Raw genomic sequence first — 16075 nt, forward strand, 5'->3', positions numbered from 1 at the left:
TTTGAAGAAGAAAGAATAAGTTTAGGTTATGCAAAGGATATTTATTTATCTTTATTATTAATAGTTCATTTGAAGTGAATACATTAATCATCCATACTTAACTCCACCATGGTTATACCCATTCGACTTCGACGGTTTCGTTAAAACTCCACCGTCTCCGCTCAGGGTGACTTCCTTCCTTTAGGACTATTTGTAAGACTATCTCCCAATTGCAGTCATCCTGAGAGGCAGTCGAGTTCTGCAAATCAGACTTCACTTTGTTCGTCTTCTTTGGGACTCTTTGCACAAAACCTGCAACGAAATCAAAGATTTCGGCTAGGGCTTCGAACGGGTATAACCTCCGAGGGCCCAGTCTTTGCAACTTAAAAAATTCCAACTTTTACAAAAAATAAAAAAACTCCCAACCAGAAAAGGGAGTTTTTTGTAAATTACATATTCTTTGAGTAGAACTCAACGATTAGTTGGTCTTCAATTTCGATAGGAATATCTTCTCTACCTGGTACACTTGTAAGTGTTGCCTTGAAGTTTTTATCCTTTGAAATGTATGGGTAACTTGTTACGAAGTTAGTTTCAAAGTTTTCTTTGAAAATTGCTGATTTCATTCCTCTTGGTGAAAGTGAAATCACATCTCCTGGCTTGCATCTGTAAGATGGAATGTTAAGTTTCTTTCCATTTACATGTACATGTCCGTGAGATACTAATTGTCTTGCTTGTCTAATAGAATTTGCAAATCCCATTCTGTAAGCAAGGTTGTCAAGTCTCATTTCAAGGAATTGAACTAGAGCTGTACCTGTTTGTTCAGGTGCTTTTTTAGCTTCTTTGAAAAGATTTACGAATTGTTTTTCAAGTACGCCATAGTATGCTCTTAGTCTTTGTTTTTCTAAAAGTTGTTTTCCGTATTCTGTTAATTTCTTGTCGGATCTTGCGGTTCCCTTAGTCATTCTCTTGTTTGCTTTTGGGTGACCACATACGTTTAATCCTAGTCTTCTAGATTCTTTGAATCTAGGTCCCATCATTTTTGCCAATATTATTGCCTCCACATAATTAATTTTCGCCGCGAAAATTTATGCCTCTAACATTATATAAGACATTGGAAAAATTGTAAAGTCTACAGGATAAATTTTTCAATAAACTTTATAAAAATTATTATATTAGTTATAATATTAAGGTAGTAATAAATTATTAGGAGCGATTATGTTAATTAAAAATATTTCGGTGCTAGATGTAATCGGTGGGAAAATCCTTGAACACCAGGACATCTACATAGATGGTCAGTATATTAAAAAGATTGGCGAAAATTTAAATATAGAAGATGACCGAGTGCTAGATGGAGAAAATAAATTGGCAGTGCCTGGTTTTGTAAATGCTCACACCCATCTTGGCATGAGTCTTTTTAGAAATTATGCTGATGATATGGAGCTGATGGAATGGCTTGGCGAAAAGATCTGGCCCATCGAAGCGAAACTAAATCCAGAGGACGTCTACATCGGTTCTCTTATGAGTATGGCTGAGATGATTAAATCTGGTGCAACAACTTTTTGTGATATGTATTTTCCAATCGAGCCTGTATATCGAGCGATGGAAGAGATTGGAATAAGAGGTGCTATTACCAGGGGCATGATGGACGTAGAAGACGGTTCCATCTCCATAAGAGAGCACAAGGAAGGCTACGAGAAATATAATGGAGCATTAGATGGAAGGGTTACGCTTTTCCCAGGACCTCACGCAATCTACACTAGCTCTACTGAATATTTAAAAGAAGTTATTGAAGTTGCAAAAGAGTACGGAGGTAGAATCAACATCCACCTTAGTGAAACTGAGACGGAAGTTAGAGACTCTCTTGAAAAATATAATATGACTCCTATTGAGTACGTCAATTCTCTTGGACTTCTTGAGCTTCCAACGGTGGCTGCTCACTGTGTGCACATTACTGATGAGGAAATAGAGATTGTAAAGGACAAAGAATTCTATCCTGTCTACAATCCAAGCTCCAATCTAAAACTTGCAAGTGGATTTACTCCCGTTAAGAAACTTCTTGCAAATGGTCTCAAGGTTTGCCTTGGAACTGACGGTTCTTCTTCAAACAACAACCAAAATATGTTGGAAGAGATCCACATCGCATCCATCGTAAACAAGGCTGTTGAAATGGATCCAAAGGCTGTGAAGGCGATAGAAGTTTTACGAATGGCGACCATAAATGGAGCAGAAGCTCTAAATATAAATGCAGGAGCTATCGAAGAGGGAAGGCTTGCAGATATTTCCATCTTTGATTTAAATTCTCTAAACTTCACTCCAAAGAACAACCTCATATCCGCCCTTTGTTACTCTGCATCAAGCGAGGACATAAAGACGGTTATAATCGATGGCAAAATCGTGCTAGAGGATAGAAAATTTGTAAATATTGACGAAGATAAACTTATAAAAGACGTAAACGAAACGATGAATGATTTAATTAGTAGGTGATAAAATGGATAAAAAAATCGTATATTCAGGCATCCAACCTTCAGGTAATCTAACTCTAGGTAACTACATCGGTGCCCTCAAAAATTTTTCAGAATTACAAGACGAATACAACTGTCTTTACTGTATAGTTGACATGCACGCAATAACTGTGCCACAAGTTCCAAAGGACCTTAGGGCTACTAGTCTAGATTTAGCATCCCTATACTTAGCTGCAGGACTTGACCCAGAAAAATCAATTCTATACATCCAATCCCATGTAAAACAACACGCGGAACTCTCATGGATTCTAGGAACTATCACAGGACTTGGTCAACTTCAAAGGATGACACAGTACAAGGACAAGGCTGCAAAACAAAAGGAATTAAACGCAGGACTATTGTTCTATCCTGTACTAATGGCAGCGGACATTCTTCTCTATGGCACAAACTTCGTACCTGTAGGAGACGACCAAACACAACATATGGAACTTACCAGGGACATTGCAGAGAGATTTAACTCTAGATACTCAGAAACTTTCGTCGTTCCAGAGATGATGAGAGCAAAAAAGGGAGCAAGGATCATGTCACTTCAAGATCCAACTGCCAAGATGAGTAAATCTGATCCAGATGAAAATGCAAGCATCTATCTCATTGAAGACGACAAGGCTACGGCGAGAAAGATAAAACGCGCAGTGACAGACTCAATTGGAATCATAAACTACACCGACGATCAACCGGGACTTAAAAATTTAATCGACATCTACTCAGTATTTGCAGATTTAACTCCAGAGGAAATCGTGAAGAAGTACGAAGGAGTTGGCTACGGAGTCTTTAAAGAAGAACTTGCAGAACTAGTAGTCGATGGACTTAAACCTGTTAGAACGAGATTCAAAGAAATCAGACAAGATAAGACATATTTAGAAGAAATATTAAAAGCAGGCGACGAAAAAGCAGAAAGACTGGCTGAACGCACCATGAAAAAAGTAAGAAGAAAGGTAGGATTTGTACAACTATGAAATTACCACTAAGAAGTGAAGTTAAAGAAGAATTAAAATGGGATATTACTAGACTCTACAAGGATAGGGACGCAGTAAAATCCGATATAAAATCTGCTAGTGAAATAGCAGACAAGATGGCAGAACTTAAAAATTTAAAGACTAAGGAAGAACTTAAAAATTTTCTAGATCTATACGAAGAACTTATGATTAAAGTATCTAGACTTAGCACATACTCAGAACTTATTTCCACCACAGACATGACAGATACTGACAATGTAAACTTCGCAAACACAATAGACATGAGTTTTTCTCCAATCTTTGAAAAGATAAGCTTCGTTGAAAATTTAATTCTATCACTAGATGAAAAAATAATAGACGATTACAAAAAAACTTATGAAGATTACCATGTATTCCTAGATAGTATTTTGAGAATGAAGGGTCATGTTCTATCAGATGAAGAATCCAAAGTCTTCGCATCACTTTCCTATGCATTAAACGGACCTTATAACACCTACGAAATCTCAAAACTTGCAGATATGAAGTTTGACAGTTTCGAAGTGGATGGAAAGACCTATGAAAATTCCTACGTTCTCTTCGAAAACTTCTACCAATACCACGAAGATTTAAAGGTGCGTAGAGCTGCATTTGAATCTTTTTCCAAGACTCTAGAAAACTATAAAAACACAACTGCAAGCCTCTACGAAATGTATCTAAATATTGAAAAGACCAAGGCTACTATGTGCGGATTCGATTCTCTAATCGACTACCATCTTTTTGGTCAAGATGTAAAGAGAGAACTATATGATAGACAAATAGACGTAATCATGGAAGACCTCGCTCCAATTATGAGAAAATTTGAAAAATTAGTTCAAAAATTCTACGGAATCGATGAGATGCACTTTGCGGATTTAAAACTTCCAATAGACAAAGAATTTAGCAAAGAAATTTCTGAAGAAGAATCTTGGAAGTACGTTGAAGAAGCCCTATCTGTAATGGGAGATGAATATCTAAAAGTAGCCATGAGTGCAAAGACAGATAGATGGGTTGACTTCGCATCAAATGTGGGCAAATCCACTGGAGGATTCTGTTCAAGCCCATACAAAAAAGGATCCTACATCCTTCTATCATGGACTAGAGAATTTGCAGAACTCTACACCTTGGTACACGAAATCGGACACGGAGTTCACTTCCACTATGCCCAAGAAAATAACAAGGCATTGGAAGAAGAACCATCCCTATACTTTATAGAATCACCTTCAACTTGCAACGAAATCTTGCTTTCAAAATACCTTTTAAAGAACACAACAGACGAAAGATTTAGAAGATATATTCTTGCAAACATGATTACAAATACCTACTTCCACAACTTCGTAACCCACCTACTAGAAGCTCACTACCAAAGAGAAGTCTACTACCTAGTTGACAAGGGAGAACCTATAAATGCAGATATCCTATCAGAATTAAAACTTAACACCCTTAAGAAATTCTGGGGAGACGAAATAGTTATGGATAAGGGAGCAGAACTCACTTGGATGAGACAACCTCACTACTTCATGGGACTATATTCCTACACATATTCCGCAGGGCTTACCATCTCAACCAACGCAGCAAACAATATCTATGAAAAAGAAGATGGAGCGAAGAACTGGATCGAAGCCCTTAAAGCAGGTGGCACTCTAAAGATCGAAGACCTTGCAAAACTTGGTGGAGTGGACATAAGCACAGACGCTGCCCTTAAAAATACCATCGCCTATATAGGAAGTATAGTTGATGAACTTGAAAAACTTATTTAAAACGAAAAAATTTGTGATATAATAAAACATAATATAATAGATGATAGGCTTTGAGGAGTAGGAATGGATTCTTTTTAGAGAGAAATCGGTTGGTGAGAGATTTCAAGATGAAGTTTTGAAGGTTGCAAAGTTAATTTCACACGTTGATTACGATATAATCTTTGAGAGCCCGGCAACGGGAATTAAGGTGGTACCGCGTCCTTCGTCCTTATGATGAAGAATGCGGTATTTTTTATATCAATCAAAAAATAAATTACGAGGAGGATTTATGAAGAGCTTAGATAAAACATATGATCCGAAATCATTTGAAGATAGACTCTATGATTTTTGGATGAAAGGTGGATACTTTACACCGGAAATAGATAAGAATAAAAAACCATTTACAATTATGATGCCACCACCAAATGTAACGGGAAACCTACACATGGGTCACGCCCTTAATAACACTTTACAAGATATTTTAATTCGTACCAAGAGAATGCAAGGTTACAGTGCCCTTTGGGTACCTGGCACAGACCATGCATCCATCTCCACAGAAGCAAAAGTTGTAGAGAAGATGAAAAAAGAAGGCAAGACCAAGGAGATGATCGGCAGAGAAGGGTTCTTGGAAGAAGCTTGGGATTGGACTCACAAGTACGGCGGAAATATCAAGAACCAACTTAAAAAACTTGGAGTTTCCTGCGACTGGACAAGAGATAGCTTCACCTTGGACGAACATCTTTCAAAGGCGGTTGAAGAAGTATTCATAAGACTTTATGAAAAGGGATTAATCTACAGAGGCGACAGAATTATAAACTGGTGTCCATCTTGTAAGACTGCTATCTCCGATACAGAAGTTGAACACGAAGACATAGAAGGTTCAATTTGGTACTTCAAATATCCGTTCGTAGATGGAGATGGATTTGTAGAAATCGCAACCACAAGACCAGAAACAATTCCTGGAGACTTGGCAGTTGCAGTAAATCCTAAGGACGAAAGATACTTCGGTCTAGTTGGCAAGAAGGTTCGTGTGCCTATTCTAGATGGAATAGAAATTCCTATTATAGAAGACGACTATGTAGAACTTGACTTCGGAAGTGGTGCCGTTAAGATCACACCATCCCACGATGTAAATGACTTCGAAGTTGGAGAAAGACATAATCTCGGACAGAAGAAAATCTTCACCGACGACGGACATTTAAATGAACTAGCTGGCAAGTACTGCGGACTAACCATAAAAGAAGCAAGAAAGAAAATCATCGAAGACTTCAAAGAACTTGGATACTTTTCAAAGGAAGAAAAACACGACCACGCAGTTGGAGTTTGCGAAAGATGTAAGACAACAATAGAGCCACTTATTTCTAAACAATGGTTCGTTAAGATGGAGCCACTTGCAAAACCTGCACTAGAAGCATACAAAAGGGGCGAAGTGAACTTCATCCCAGAGAGATTTGCAAAAGTATATGTTAACTGGCTTGAAAATATAAGGGACTGGTGTATCTCAAGACAACTATGGTGGGGACATAGACTTCCTGTTTACTATGTGGAAGAAACTGGCGAAACCATCGTTAGTCGTACAGACCCATCCCTAGATGAAAAATATAAAGGACTTACCATAAAACACGACGAAGATACTCTAGACACATGGTTTTCATCAGCACTATGGCCATTCTCAACCCTTGGTTGGCCGGACAAGACTGCGGACCTAGATTACTTCTTCCCAACAGACGTGCTAATCACAGGCTACGATATTATTTTCTTCTGGGTTTCTAGAATGATCTTTAGTTCCCTAGAACAAATGGGAGAAGTTCCATTTAAGGACGTACTATTCACAGGACTTGTAAACGATGCCCAAGGAAGAAAGATGAGTAAGTCACTTGGAAACGGAATCGACCCACTAGAAGTAATAGATAAATACGGTGCAGACGCACTTAGATTTACCCTCGTAACTGGAAATAGTCCAGGAAACGACATGAGATTCTACTACGAAAGAGTAGAAGCAAACAGAAACTTCGCCAATAAACTTTGGAACGCATCTAGATTTGTGCTAATGAACCTAGAAGATAGCGACCAAGAAAAAGTGCTCGTGGTAAATGCATTTACTCAAGAAGATAAATGGATTCTAACCAAACTTCAAGAAACTATTGACGAAGTGACAACCCACTTGGATAAATATGAAATCGGACTAGCAGCAAATGAAATCTACGACTTTATCTGGAACGAATACTGTGACTGGTACATCGAAATGGTTAAGCCAAGACTTTATGGCGAAGACTCTCCATCTAAGACTGCAGCTAAAGAAGTACTTCTAAAAGTTCTAAAAGATATCTTGAAACTACTTCATCCATTTATGCCATTTATCACTGAAGAAATATATTCTCACCTACCAGGAGTAGAAAAAGCTATAATCGTAGAAGATTTCCCAGTAGTGGACAAAAAACTTATCTTCAAAGAAGACTTTGACAGAGTTGAATATCTAAAAGATGTTATAAGAAAGATCAGAAACGCAAGAAGCGAACTAGACGTACCTAATAGCAAGAAATCAGAACTCTTCGTAAAGACTGAAGATGCAGAAATCAAGAAGACCTTTGAACTTGGAATGGAAACTCTCCTTACTTTAGGATTTGGAACTGAACTCATCTTCACAGAAGAAAAGATCGAAGATAGCGTATCAATTGTGCTAGATAGGGCAGAGCTAATGCTTCCTATGAGTGAGCTTATAAACTACGCGGAAGAATTAGAAAGACTCGAAAAAGAAAGCGAAAAACTTACCTCAGAAATCACAAGGGCAACTAAGAAACTTGCAAACGAAGGATTCGTTAAGAAGGCACCAGAAAGCGTAGTTCAAGAAGAAAAAGACAAACTCGTTAAGTACGAAGAAATGAAAGTACAAGTTGAAAATAGAATAGAAGAGATCAGAAAAAAACTATGAAAAAAATACTTTTACTAGCAACCGGGGGCACCATCGCCTCCGTTGCTACTGAAGATGGACTAAGTCCAGGTACAACTGCAGAAGAACTTCTATCCTACGTGCCAGATGTAAAAGAGTTTGCCGATGTAGAAGTAAAACAGATTTTAAATATAGATTCTACCAATATTGAGCCGGAACACTGGCTTCAAATCGCAGAAGAAATTAGAAAAAACGATGGCTATGACGGATATGTAATCACCCACGGCACAGACACCATGGCTTACACCTCCGCCGCACTATCCTACTTAATTCAAAACTTTAACAAGCCCATAGTCCTAACTGGATCACAAAAACCTATTACAGATTCCATAACCGATGGAGTTAAAAATCTTATGGACGCAATTAGATTTGCATCTCAAGACGATGTGAGAGGAGTCTACGTAGTCTTCGATGGCAAGGCGATCATCGGTACCAGGGCAAAGAAACTAAGATCTAAATCATATTCCGCCTTTGATTCTATAAACTATCCAGTGGCGGCATTTATAGATGGACCGAGAATATTTAGATATGTGGACGAGAGGAAAGATACCTGCGAGCCAACCTTCTACAATGAACTAAATCCAAAAGTGTTTTTACTTAAACTAACTCCGGGAATGGAGCCGGATATTTTAAACTATATCTTTAAATCCTATGACGCGGTAGTACTAGAAACCTACGGTGTGGGAGGAATTCCATTTGAATCTAGAAGAAATTTTTTACAAGAACTTAGTAAACATAAGGACAAAGTGGTGGTTCTATCCACTCAAGTAATGCTTGAAGGCTCCGATGCGAAGACCTACGAAGTTGGATATAAATTTCTAAAGACCGGAGGAGTAATCGAAGCCTATGACATGGTGGTAGAGTCCTGTGTGGTAAAACTAATGTGGATCTTAGCAATCACAAAGGACCCAGCAGAAGTGAAGAAACTCTTCTACACTCAAGTAAACAAGGATATCCTTTTGACATGAACCTTTATATAACGAGACATTCAAAAACACTTTGGAACACATTGGCAATCAACCAGGGACATCTCGATTCGCCACTTACAGAAGAAGGCATCGAACTTGCTCTGAGTTTAAGAAAATATAAAATAAAATTCGACAAGGTATTTTCATCGGATCTTTATAGAGCCTACCACAGTGCTAGATTAATCGTAGGAGATGAAGTTGAAATAGAAAAAACTCCACTCCTTAGAGAAATAGACGTAGGCATGTGGAGCGGAAAAAGTCTTGAGAGAATCAGAAGAGAACACAGAAAATCCATAGATACCTACTTCAAAGAGCCGCAAGATTTCAGGAATCCAAGCGGAGAAGATCTCTACGATCTAATGGAAAGGGTGGATAGATTCTTTAACGAATGTATATTTTATAAGGATTATACAAACGTGCTAATAGTAACTCACGGAGTCACCCTCTGTGCAATCTTAGATTATATAGAAAAAGTGCCAATGGAAAAATTTTGGTCCAATGGCAAAAGAAGAAATTCCCAATACAACTTGGTAGAATGTAGAGGGAATAGATTAAAAATTATAAAAAAAGCTCCTAAAAGTAAAAATAGGAACTATTCGCTGTAGTCATAACCGTCTACAGCTAATTTTTTTGAAAATAAAAAGCTGGAGAACACTATCTTCATAGTGTCATCTTTAAATTTAAGCATATTGTTTACATATATGTCGAAGCCATCCACTTGAAACATTCTGTAGCTACCAGTATCTGGCACGCCTTTTGTAACTTCAAGTTCGCAGATTCCAGACACGCCACAGCAGCCTTGAAGACCGTGATCAATATGGAAAGACTTCATATCTTTTTTTAAAAGGTATTCTTTTACCCCTTTATCAAATTCAATTTTCATAATATCACCATAATTATTCTACTAAATAATAGAAACATTTTCAAGAATTGTGAATAAATGATATAATTAACTCATGAGTCATAGAATTACACTTTCGGATATTTTAAGAGACGACGGCTCTCTAATAAAAAATAACGCCGAGAGAAATTTAAAAAATAATAAAAAAATTAAAAAAATTCTAGATGGCAATCCAAAAAACTTAGTCGTCCTTGCAGATGGTTTTGAAACCATAAATTTTCTAAAAGAAAATAAAATTCTCGTGGACCTGATCTATATTGACCCACCATTTAACACTGGCAAGACCTTTGGCATAGAAATTGATGCGGGAGATGAGAAGATCTACAAGGATTGTTATGAGGACAACTTGGACAAGGATGAATTCTTACTTTGGATGTATGAGATTCTTACAAGACTTAAAAATCTTTTAAAAGAAACTGGATCCATCTTTCTTCATGTAGATTATAGAACATCGTCGGAGTTAAAACTCATAATGGACAAGGTATTTGGAGATAGTAACTTTGTAAATGAAATCATCTGGTCCTACAAAAGCGGCGGTGCTGGCAAGAAATCTTTTTCCAAAAAGCATGACAATATTCTATTCTACTCAAAGGATTATAGGCAAAAAATCTTCAAACCACTGAAAGAAAAATCCTACAATAGAGATTTTAAACCCTACAATTTTAAAGGTGTGAAGGAATACAAAGACCATCTCGGCTACTACACAATGGTAAACATGAAGGACGTGTGGAACATAGACATGGTAGGACGGACCTCATCGGAGAGGGTGAAGTACCCGAGCCAAAAACCTTTTGAACTTCTGAGAAGAATCATCGAGTCGACGACAGAAGAAGGCATGACTGTGCTAGATATATTTGGCGGTTCAGGATCCACTGCAAAAGCTGCATCCATCTTGAAAAGACACTATATTCACGGGGACATATCCGAATATTCTTGCTCCGTTGCAAGAGAATATTTAGAAGATGCAACATACTTTTCAAATCGTAAATTCGAATTTAGAAGTGAATTTATAGACGGTGAGTTTACCTGCGAAATAGAAAATGGCGGCGAACTTAAAAGGGCATATGTAAAGAAAATCATGGTTTCAGTGGACGGAATTCAGTTCCAAGATTTCAAAGAGTACTCAGAAATAAATAAAGCAAAATATAATTACATATATTTAGAAAATATATTTGGAAAATTTAAAGTAATAGAGGTAAGAAAATGATTGAAAAATTTAAACAAAACGAACACAGTAATATCGCTCATGTAGTTGGAGTTGTCTCAGGCAAGGGAGGTGTGGGTAAATCCACAGTTACTACAGCTCTTGCAGCAGAACTCACTAGAAGAGGAAAGAAAGTCGGCATCCTAGATGCTGATATAACAGGACCATCAATTCCAAAGGCATTTGGCATGGAGGAGATGGCACTTTCAAATGGACAAGAAATCCTACCAAAAGAATCTAACGCAGGAGTAAAAGTAATCTCTGTAAATTTAATCCTAGGAGATCCGACCCAACCAGTGCTATGGAGAGGACCGATCGTTGGTCAAGCCATAAACCAATTTTTTAAAGATGTAAGATGGGGAGATTTGGACTACCTACTTGTGGACATGCCACCGGGAACAGGAGACGTAGCACTTACAGTATTCCAATCACTTCCACTCGATGGAGTGGTCATAGTCTCAACACCACAACAACTGGTAGGACAAATCGTAGAAAAATCTATAAACATGGCTAAACTTATGAATATAAAGGTGCTTTCACTGGTAGAAAATATGAGCTACTTCGTATGCCCATCCTGCATGGAAAAGCACTACATCTTCGGCGAATCAAACATAGATGAGATTGCAAAGAGACACAAGGTAGAAAATATATCCAAGCTACCATTTGATATGACCAACGCAGAAAACATGGATCATGGATATGGAGACGATATATTTATTAAAGAATTAGAACCAACAGTAAAGGAGATTTTAGAACTTGAAAACTAGAGTATGTATTGTCGGAGGAGGTCCAGCAGGACTAACCGCCTCTCTATACCTATTAAGAGCAGGCATCGACCACGTCATTATCGAAAAGAACGAATACGGTGGAAATATCCTAGAAGCTATATCCATCAAGAACTACCCAGGAATCGTAGATATTTCTGGAAGAGAGTATATCATGTGCCTAAGAAGTCAAATCGACCTATACGATGGCAAATTTATAAGAGGCTCAGTAACCAATATTGAAAGAGAAGGAGACAAATTTAAAATCTCCACCAAGAGAAGAGAAATCGTATCAGATTACTTAATCATAGCAACCGGAACCAAGAGACTTAGCTCAGGAATTGAAATCCACAACTTTGACAACACATCATTCTGTGCACTATGCGATGGAAGCAATTTCAAAGGCAAGTCAATAAGTGTCATAGGAGCGGGAAACAATGGAGTGGACTCTGCAATCTATCTATCAAACATTGCAAAGGACGTGACTATTTTCTCTGATGTAGATGCACCAAGCTGCGACCACACCACCTATGAAATGGCAAAGAATATAGAAAATATAAAATTTGAATTCAATGCAAAAGTTACAGACGTATATAGAGACAAACTTGTATACCAAAAAGACGGCAAAGAAGTAGAATTCGAAACAGAAGGAACATTTATTTACATCGGATTTACACCAGAAACAGAAATCTTTGACGAAGTTAAAAAAGACGAATATGGCTATATCTATGTGGACAAGAATCTAAAGACCTCAGTGGACAAAGTATATGCCTGCGGAGACTGTATCGAAGGATCCTTTGGACAACTTGTAACAGCCCAAGCAACTGGAGCACAAGCTGCCATAAGTGTAGGAAAGGAGCTTAGAAAATGCGCCTTTTAATCTCAAGTTCAAACTATCTATATGAATACAACGAAGGTAAATTAAATAAAATAAAGAAAGGTTCATTCTGGAAAAAATCCGGACCAAACTATGTCTACAAAGACACCTACCACGGCAAAGAAAAATTAGAATTTAAGGGAAATGTAATCGACTTTTCAGAAGATTACTTCATAGTTAAGACGAGATTTTTCCAAATGTACAAGGGAGTAGACCTAGTGCGTACATTTAAATTTGATGTAAACTCCATCCAAGTTTTGAAAGAAAATATATATTCAAGACAAGGGGACATGAGATTTGCACCGGGCAACATCCTTATAGGTTCACCAGAATTTGTAGCAATCTATGACGAAAGTTTAAACCCACTCTACGAAGTTACAGCTCTAGAACTTGGAGTAAATGAAATAATAGATGCTCGCATGATTGCAGAAGGACAAAAAGGAGCAGGTCACCTTAGAATAATCGCAAAGGATAACCTAACTGTACTAGAAATAAATCCAATCACAAAGATTGCATATAGTACAATCAACTTCAAAACTATGGGTTTAATTGAAGGCATAAACGACTACGCCTTCAATGTGAAGAACAGAGCCCAAGTGTTAAATGTGGAAGATAAAGTGGTACTAGTTTTAAATGACCTTGGAATTATATTGGTCTATGATGAATACTACAAATTCCAAGAAAAGATAGAACTTCTAAAGACTCCAATCGACTTCTTAACACCATGTTTTGACGGAGTAGACGAAATCGAAGAAGATGATTATAGACAATATATAGACATGTACGGATCAAGAATGGAACATGAAAATATCAGAAGAATGGACAAGATCAACAAGACTGGTACATCTGTACTTAACATGGATGACCTACAAGAACTTACAGACGGAGTAATCATCTATGGAAGTAGAGACTGTGTTCACTGCGAAGGAGCCATCGACATGGTATCCGATGCCCACAAGGAATTTGATTTCAAATCCTACTACATGGACCTATCAGACGAAGAAATGTATAGAAAAGAAAAAGATATCAAATCTTATCCAACCACTGTAATTCTAAAGGATGGACAAGAAAAACATAGATTCGTCGGCAAACTAAACTACGAAGACTTCCTAGAAAAATTGGAGGAAGAATGAAAAAATTCGCAATCTTCGACTTCGATAAGACTATAACCGACAGAGATTCTATAAAGATTTTATGGCAGAACTATGGAAAGAAGATGGGAGTGCACTTTCTTCTGCAAGGAATATCCATCGGGATTAGCTTTATTGGGTACAAGTTCACCGGAGATTTCAATCCCACCAAGAATAAAATGGCGAAAATCTTTGACTATTTGACAGAAGAAGATATAGATGAATTTGTAAACGAAGTCTTGCCAAAATACTACTACAAAGACGCACTGGAAGAATTAGAAGAATTAAAAAAAGATGGATTTGAGCTGCTACTAGTCAGCGCATCCTACGAAAATTACATGAAAAAAGTCGGGGACAACCTCGGCTTTGACTTTGTAATCGGGACCCGTCTCGGCAGATTAAACGAACTCATAGGAAACAACAACCGAAGAGAAGAAAAGGTAGCACGCATAGAATCCTATCTAGAAAATACAAACGAAGCCATCGACTACGACAATTCCAGATCCTACTCCGACTCCTATAGAGATGACAAGTACATGATGGAACTGACCGCCAACAGATACTTGATCAACTCCAACGTGAGAGAAGAAGGATTTAGAAACTTAGTGTGGAAATGATACTGCACGTAGATATAGATGCATTTTACGCATCTGTTGAAGAATTAGACAATCCAAATTTAAAAGGAAAACCAGTAGTGGTTGGAGGTAGAAGCAGAAGAGGAGTCATAACCACCGCAAATTATGAAGCGAGAAAGTTCGGACTCCATTCCGCCATGCCCATTTTTATGGCGAGAAGCCTCTGCCCGCAAGTAATCATCGTGCCGGGGAGGATGTATCGCTATAAAGAAAAGAGCATCGAAGTATTTTCAATCTTAAAAACCTACGCAAAAGTAATAGAACAGGTCTCCATCGACGAAGCATACCTTGACATCGCAGGTACAGAAGACGGAAGAGAACTTGCAATGAAGATAAAATCAGAAGTCAAAGAAAAGACGGGGCTCACCATCTCAGTAGGACTCTCCTACAACAAATTTCTTGCGAAAATCGCATCGGATTGGAACAAACCAGACGGATTTATGGAGATTGACGAAGACATGGTGCCGGAGATTCTATATGACTTAGACATCTCAAAAGTCCATGGCATTGGAAAAGTCTCAGAAGATAGACTAAGAGAGCTTGGAATAAATAATGTCAAGGATTTAATGAGTCTAAGCCGTGAGTACATGACTTTGGAATTTAACAAGATGGGGCACGAACTCTACGACAGAATAAGAGGCATCGACAGAAGAGAAGTAAAAGGCGACAGAAAGAGGAAATCCATGGGAGTTGAGAGGACATTTACACCGACAGGAGATGAGAAAATCCTCTACGAATATATAGACAGATTCTCAAAAGAACTCTCGGAAGATCTAAAGCGGATAGACAAATCCGCCATGACCATCACAATTAAAATAAAAACGGATAAATTTAAAATCCATACCATCTCCAAAACATTTTTGGAAAGCATAGAAAAGTACGAAGATATAAAAAATATCGCAGAAGAACTCTACGACAAATTGGAAAATAGAGAAAGATTAAGGCTCCTTGGCATCACAGCATCGAGCCTAGTGGATAGAAAAAAGATACAGCTAAATTTTTGGGAGAACAAATATTGAAAGACAAGAAACTCTTAGCAAAAGAACTGACAGGACCATTTATCGAAGAAAATAACATCACCTATCTAGGAAGAGAAGGCGACGACTACAGGCTCAAGATGGAAGGGGACAAGAAACATCTAAACGCATTTGGAATGTACCACGGCGGAGTACTATTCACCTTGGCGGATACAGCGGCAGGACTTCTTATGATAGACGATGGCAAAACTGCAGTGACCATGCAATCAAATGTCAACTTCGTTGGAAATATAAACGGAGGGACACTTTACACCCATACAAGATACATTCACAAAGGCACAACCACCTATGTAGTAGAAGCAGAAGTGAGGTCCGAAGAAGGGACACTACTGCTCATAGGAACATTTACATTTTACGCGTCAAAAGCACTTAAAATAGTTAATCTTTAGTTAAATTTT

The 16075-nt window shown here is 37.9% G+C and carries 15 protein-coding genes; 13 read left to right on the forward strand and 2 right to left on the reverse strand.

What is annotated here, in order from left to right:
* Positions 1-428 precede the first annotated feature (428 nt).
* Positions 429-1025, reverse strand: a complete 597-nt coding sequence (gene rpsD, locus HMPREF9225_RS04565; RefSeq protein WP_023059965.1) for a 30S ribosomal protein S4 — start codon at positions 1023-1025, stop codon at positions 429-431.
* 169 nt (positions 1026-1194) lie between these two features.
* On the opposite strand from rpsD, the gene HMPREF9225_RS04570 reads away from it, so the two are divergent.
* The 6 genes from HMPREF9225_RS04570 (at position 1195) to HMPREF9225_RS04595 (ending at position 9734) form a co-directional block, all read left to right on the forward strand.
* Entirely contained in the window at positions 1195-2463 is a 1269-nt protein-coding gene (locus tag HMPREF9225_RS04570) for an amidohydrolase (protein ID WP_008901775.1), read from the forward strand.
* Between the two features lie 4 nt (positions 2464-2467).
* Positions 2468-3457: a tryptophan--tRNA ligase gene (gene trpS, locus HMPREF9225_RS04575; protein ID WP_008901776.1), complete on the forward strand. Its 990-nt coding sequence runs from the start codon at positions 2468-2470 to the stop codon at positions 3455-3457.
* The gene (gene pepF / locus HMPREF9225_RS04580; RefSeq protein WP_008901777.1) at positions 3454-5232 is read left to right on the forward strand and encodes an oligoendopeptidase F; all 1779 of its coding nucleotides are present in this window, start codon (positions 3454-3456) and stop codon (positions 5230-5232) included. Before trpS ends, pepF begins: the two co-directional genes overlap by 4 nt.
* 268 nt (positions 5233-5500) lie before the next feature.
* Positions 5501-8143, forward strand: a complete 2643-nt coding sequence (locus HMPREF9225_RS04585; protein WP_040551320.1) for a valine--tRNA ligase — start codon at positions 5501-5503, stop codon at positions 8141-8143.
* Entirely contained in the window at positions 8140-9129 is a 990-nt protein-coding gene (locus tag HMPREF9225_RS04590) for an asparaginase (RefSeq protein ID WP_008901779.1), read from the forward strand. Before HMPREF9225_RS04585 ends, HMPREF9225_RS04590 begins: the two co-directional genes overlap by 4 nt.
* Complete coding sequence (locus HMPREF9225_RS04595) at positions 9126-9734, forward strand: histidine phosphatase family protein (RefSeq protein WP_008901780.1); 609 nt, start codon at positions 9126-9128, stop codon at positions 9732-9734. The genes HMPREF9225_RS04590 and HMPREF9225_RS04595 overlap by 4 nt, the downstream gene beginning before the upstream one ends.
* On the opposite strand, the gene HMPREF9225_RS04600 is transcribed toward HMPREF9225_RS04595, so the two are convergent.
* The gene (locus tag HMPREF9225_RS04600) at positions 9722-10012 is read right to left on the reverse strand and encodes a hypothetical protein (protein WP_008901781.1); all 291 of its coding nucleotides are present in this window, start codon (positions 10010-10012) and stop codon (positions 9722-9724) included. The genes HMPREF9225_RS04595 and HMPREF9225_RS04600 overlap by 13 nt on opposite strands.
* A 73-nt stretch (positions 10013-10085) precedes the next feature.
* Here HMPREF9225_RS04600 and HMPREF9225_RS09795 point away from each other — a divergent pair, with 73 nt between their 5' ends.
* From HMPREF9225_RS09795 to HMPREF9225_RS04635, 7 genes are read left to right on the forward strand one after another with little or no spacing between them, the layout of a single operon-like run.
* Positions 10086-11237 carry a DNA-methyltransferase gene (locus HMPREF9225_RS09795; protein ID WP_008901782.1) on the forward strand — a complete coding sequence of 384 codons (1152 nt, stop codon included), beginning with the start codon at positions 10086-10088 and terminating at the stop codon, positions 11235-11237.
* A complete protein-coding gene (locus HMPREF9225_RS04610) occupies positions 11234-12001 on the forward strand; it encodes an Mrp/NBP35 family ATP-binding protein (protein WP_008901783.1) in 768 nt (255 codons plus the stop codon). The genes HMPREF9225_RS09795 and HMPREF9225_RS04610 overlap by 4 nt, the downstream gene beginning before the upstream one ends.
* A complete protein-coding gene (locus HMPREF9225_RS04615) occupies positions 11991-12878 on the forward strand; it encodes an NAD(P)/FAD-dependent oxidoreductase (RefSeq protein ID WP_008901784.1) in 888 nt (295 codons plus the stop codon). Before HMPREF9225_RS04610 ends, HMPREF9225_RS04615 begins: the two co-directional genes overlap by 11 nt.
* Positions 12866-14008, forward strand: a complete 1143-nt coding sequence (locus tag HMPREF9225_RS04620) for a thioredoxin family protein (protein ID WP_008901785.1) — start codon at positions 12866-12868, stop codon at positions 14006-14008. The genes HMPREF9225_RS04615 and HMPREF9225_RS04620 overlap by 13 nt, the downstream gene beginning before the upstream one ends.
* Positions 14005-14622 carry an HAD family hydrolase gene (locus tag HMPREF9225_RS04625; RefSeq protein ID WP_008901786.1) on the forward strand — a complete coding sequence of 206 codons (618 nt, stop codon included), beginning with the start codon at positions 14005-14007 and terminating at the stop codon, positions 14620-14622. The genes HMPREF9225_RS04620 and HMPREF9225_RS04625 overlap by 4 nt, the downstream gene beginning before the upstream one ends.
* Positions 14619-15659 carry a DNA polymerase IV gene (locus tag HMPREF9225_RS04630; RefSeq protein WP_008901787.1) on the forward strand — a complete coding sequence of 347 codons (1041 nt, stop codon included), beginning with the start codon at positions 14619-14621 and terminating at the stop codon, positions 15657-15659. The genes HMPREF9225_RS04625 and HMPREF9225_RS04630 overlap by 4 nt, the downstream gene beginning before the upstream one ends.
* A complete protein-coding gene (locus HMPREF9225_RS04635; protein ID WP_050748288.1) occupies positions 15656-16066 on the forward strand; it encodes a PaaI family thioesterase in 411 nt (136 codons plus the stop codon). The genes HMPREF9225_RS04630 and HMPREF9225_RS04635 overlap by 4 nt, the downstream gene beginning before the upstream one ends.
* Positions 16067-16075 lie beyond the last annotated feature (9 nt).

It is taken from the genome of Peptoniphilus duerdenii ATCC BAA-1640 (assembly GCF_000146345.1).
GTDB lineage: Bacteria > Bacillota > Clostridia > Tissierellales > Peptoniphilaceae > Peptoniphilus_B > Peptoniphilus_B duerdenii.

What these genes read in the sequence shown, in the direction of transcription:
- HMPREF9225_RS04590 (WP_008901779.1), top strand. Translation starts at nt 8,140, where the DNA reads ATGAAAAAAATACTTTTACTAGCAACCGGGGGCACCATCGCCTCCGTT.
- HMPREF9225_RS04625 (WP_008901786.1), top strand. Translation starts at nt 14,005, where the DNA reads ATGAAAAAATTCGCAATCTTCGACTTCGATAAGACTATAACCGACAGA.
- HMPREF9225_RS09795 (WP_008901782.1), top strand. Translation starts at nt 10,086, where the DNA reads ATGAGTCATAGAATTACACTTTCGGATATTTTAAGAGACGACGGCTCT.
- HMPREF9225_RS04595 (WP_008901780.1), top strand. Translation starts at nt 9,126, where the DNA reads ATGAACCTTTATATAACGAGACATTCAAAAACACTTTGGAACACATTG.
- HMPREF9225_RS04630 (WP_008901787.1), top strand. Translation starts at nt 14,619, where the DNA reads ATGATACTGCACGTAGATATAGATGCATTTTACGCATCTGTTGAAGAA.
- HMPREF9225_RS04610 (WP_008901783.1), top strand. Translation starts at nt 11,234, where the DNA reads ATGATTGAAAAATTTAAACAAAACGAACACAGTAATATCGCTCATGTA.
- trpS (WP_008901776.1), top strand. Translation starts at nt 2,468, where the DNA reads ATGGATAAAAAAATCGTATATTCAGGCATCCAACCTTCAGGTAATCTA.
- HMPREF9225_RS04570 (WP_008901775.1), top strand. Translation starts at nt 1,195, where the DNA reads ATGTTAATTAAAAATATTTCGGTGCTAGATGTAATCGGTGGGAAAATC.
- pepF (WP_008901777.1), top strand. Translation starts at nt 3,454, where the DNA reads ATGAAATTACCACTAAGAAGTGAAGTTAAAGAAGAATTAAAATGGGAT.
- HMPREF9225_RS04585 (WP_040551320.1), top strand. Translation starts at nt 5,501, where the DNA reads ATGAAGAGCTTAGATAAAACATATGATCCGAAATCATTTGAAGATAGA.
- HMPREF9225_RS04600 (WP_008901781.1), bottom strand. Translation starts at nt 10,012, where the DNA reads ATGAAAATTGAATTTGATAAAGGGGTAAAAGAATACCTTTTAAAAAAA.
- HMPREF9225_RS04620 (WP_008901785.1), top strand. Translation starts at nt 12,866, where the DNA reads ATGCGCCTTTTAATCTCAAGTTCAAACTATCTATATGAATACAACGAA.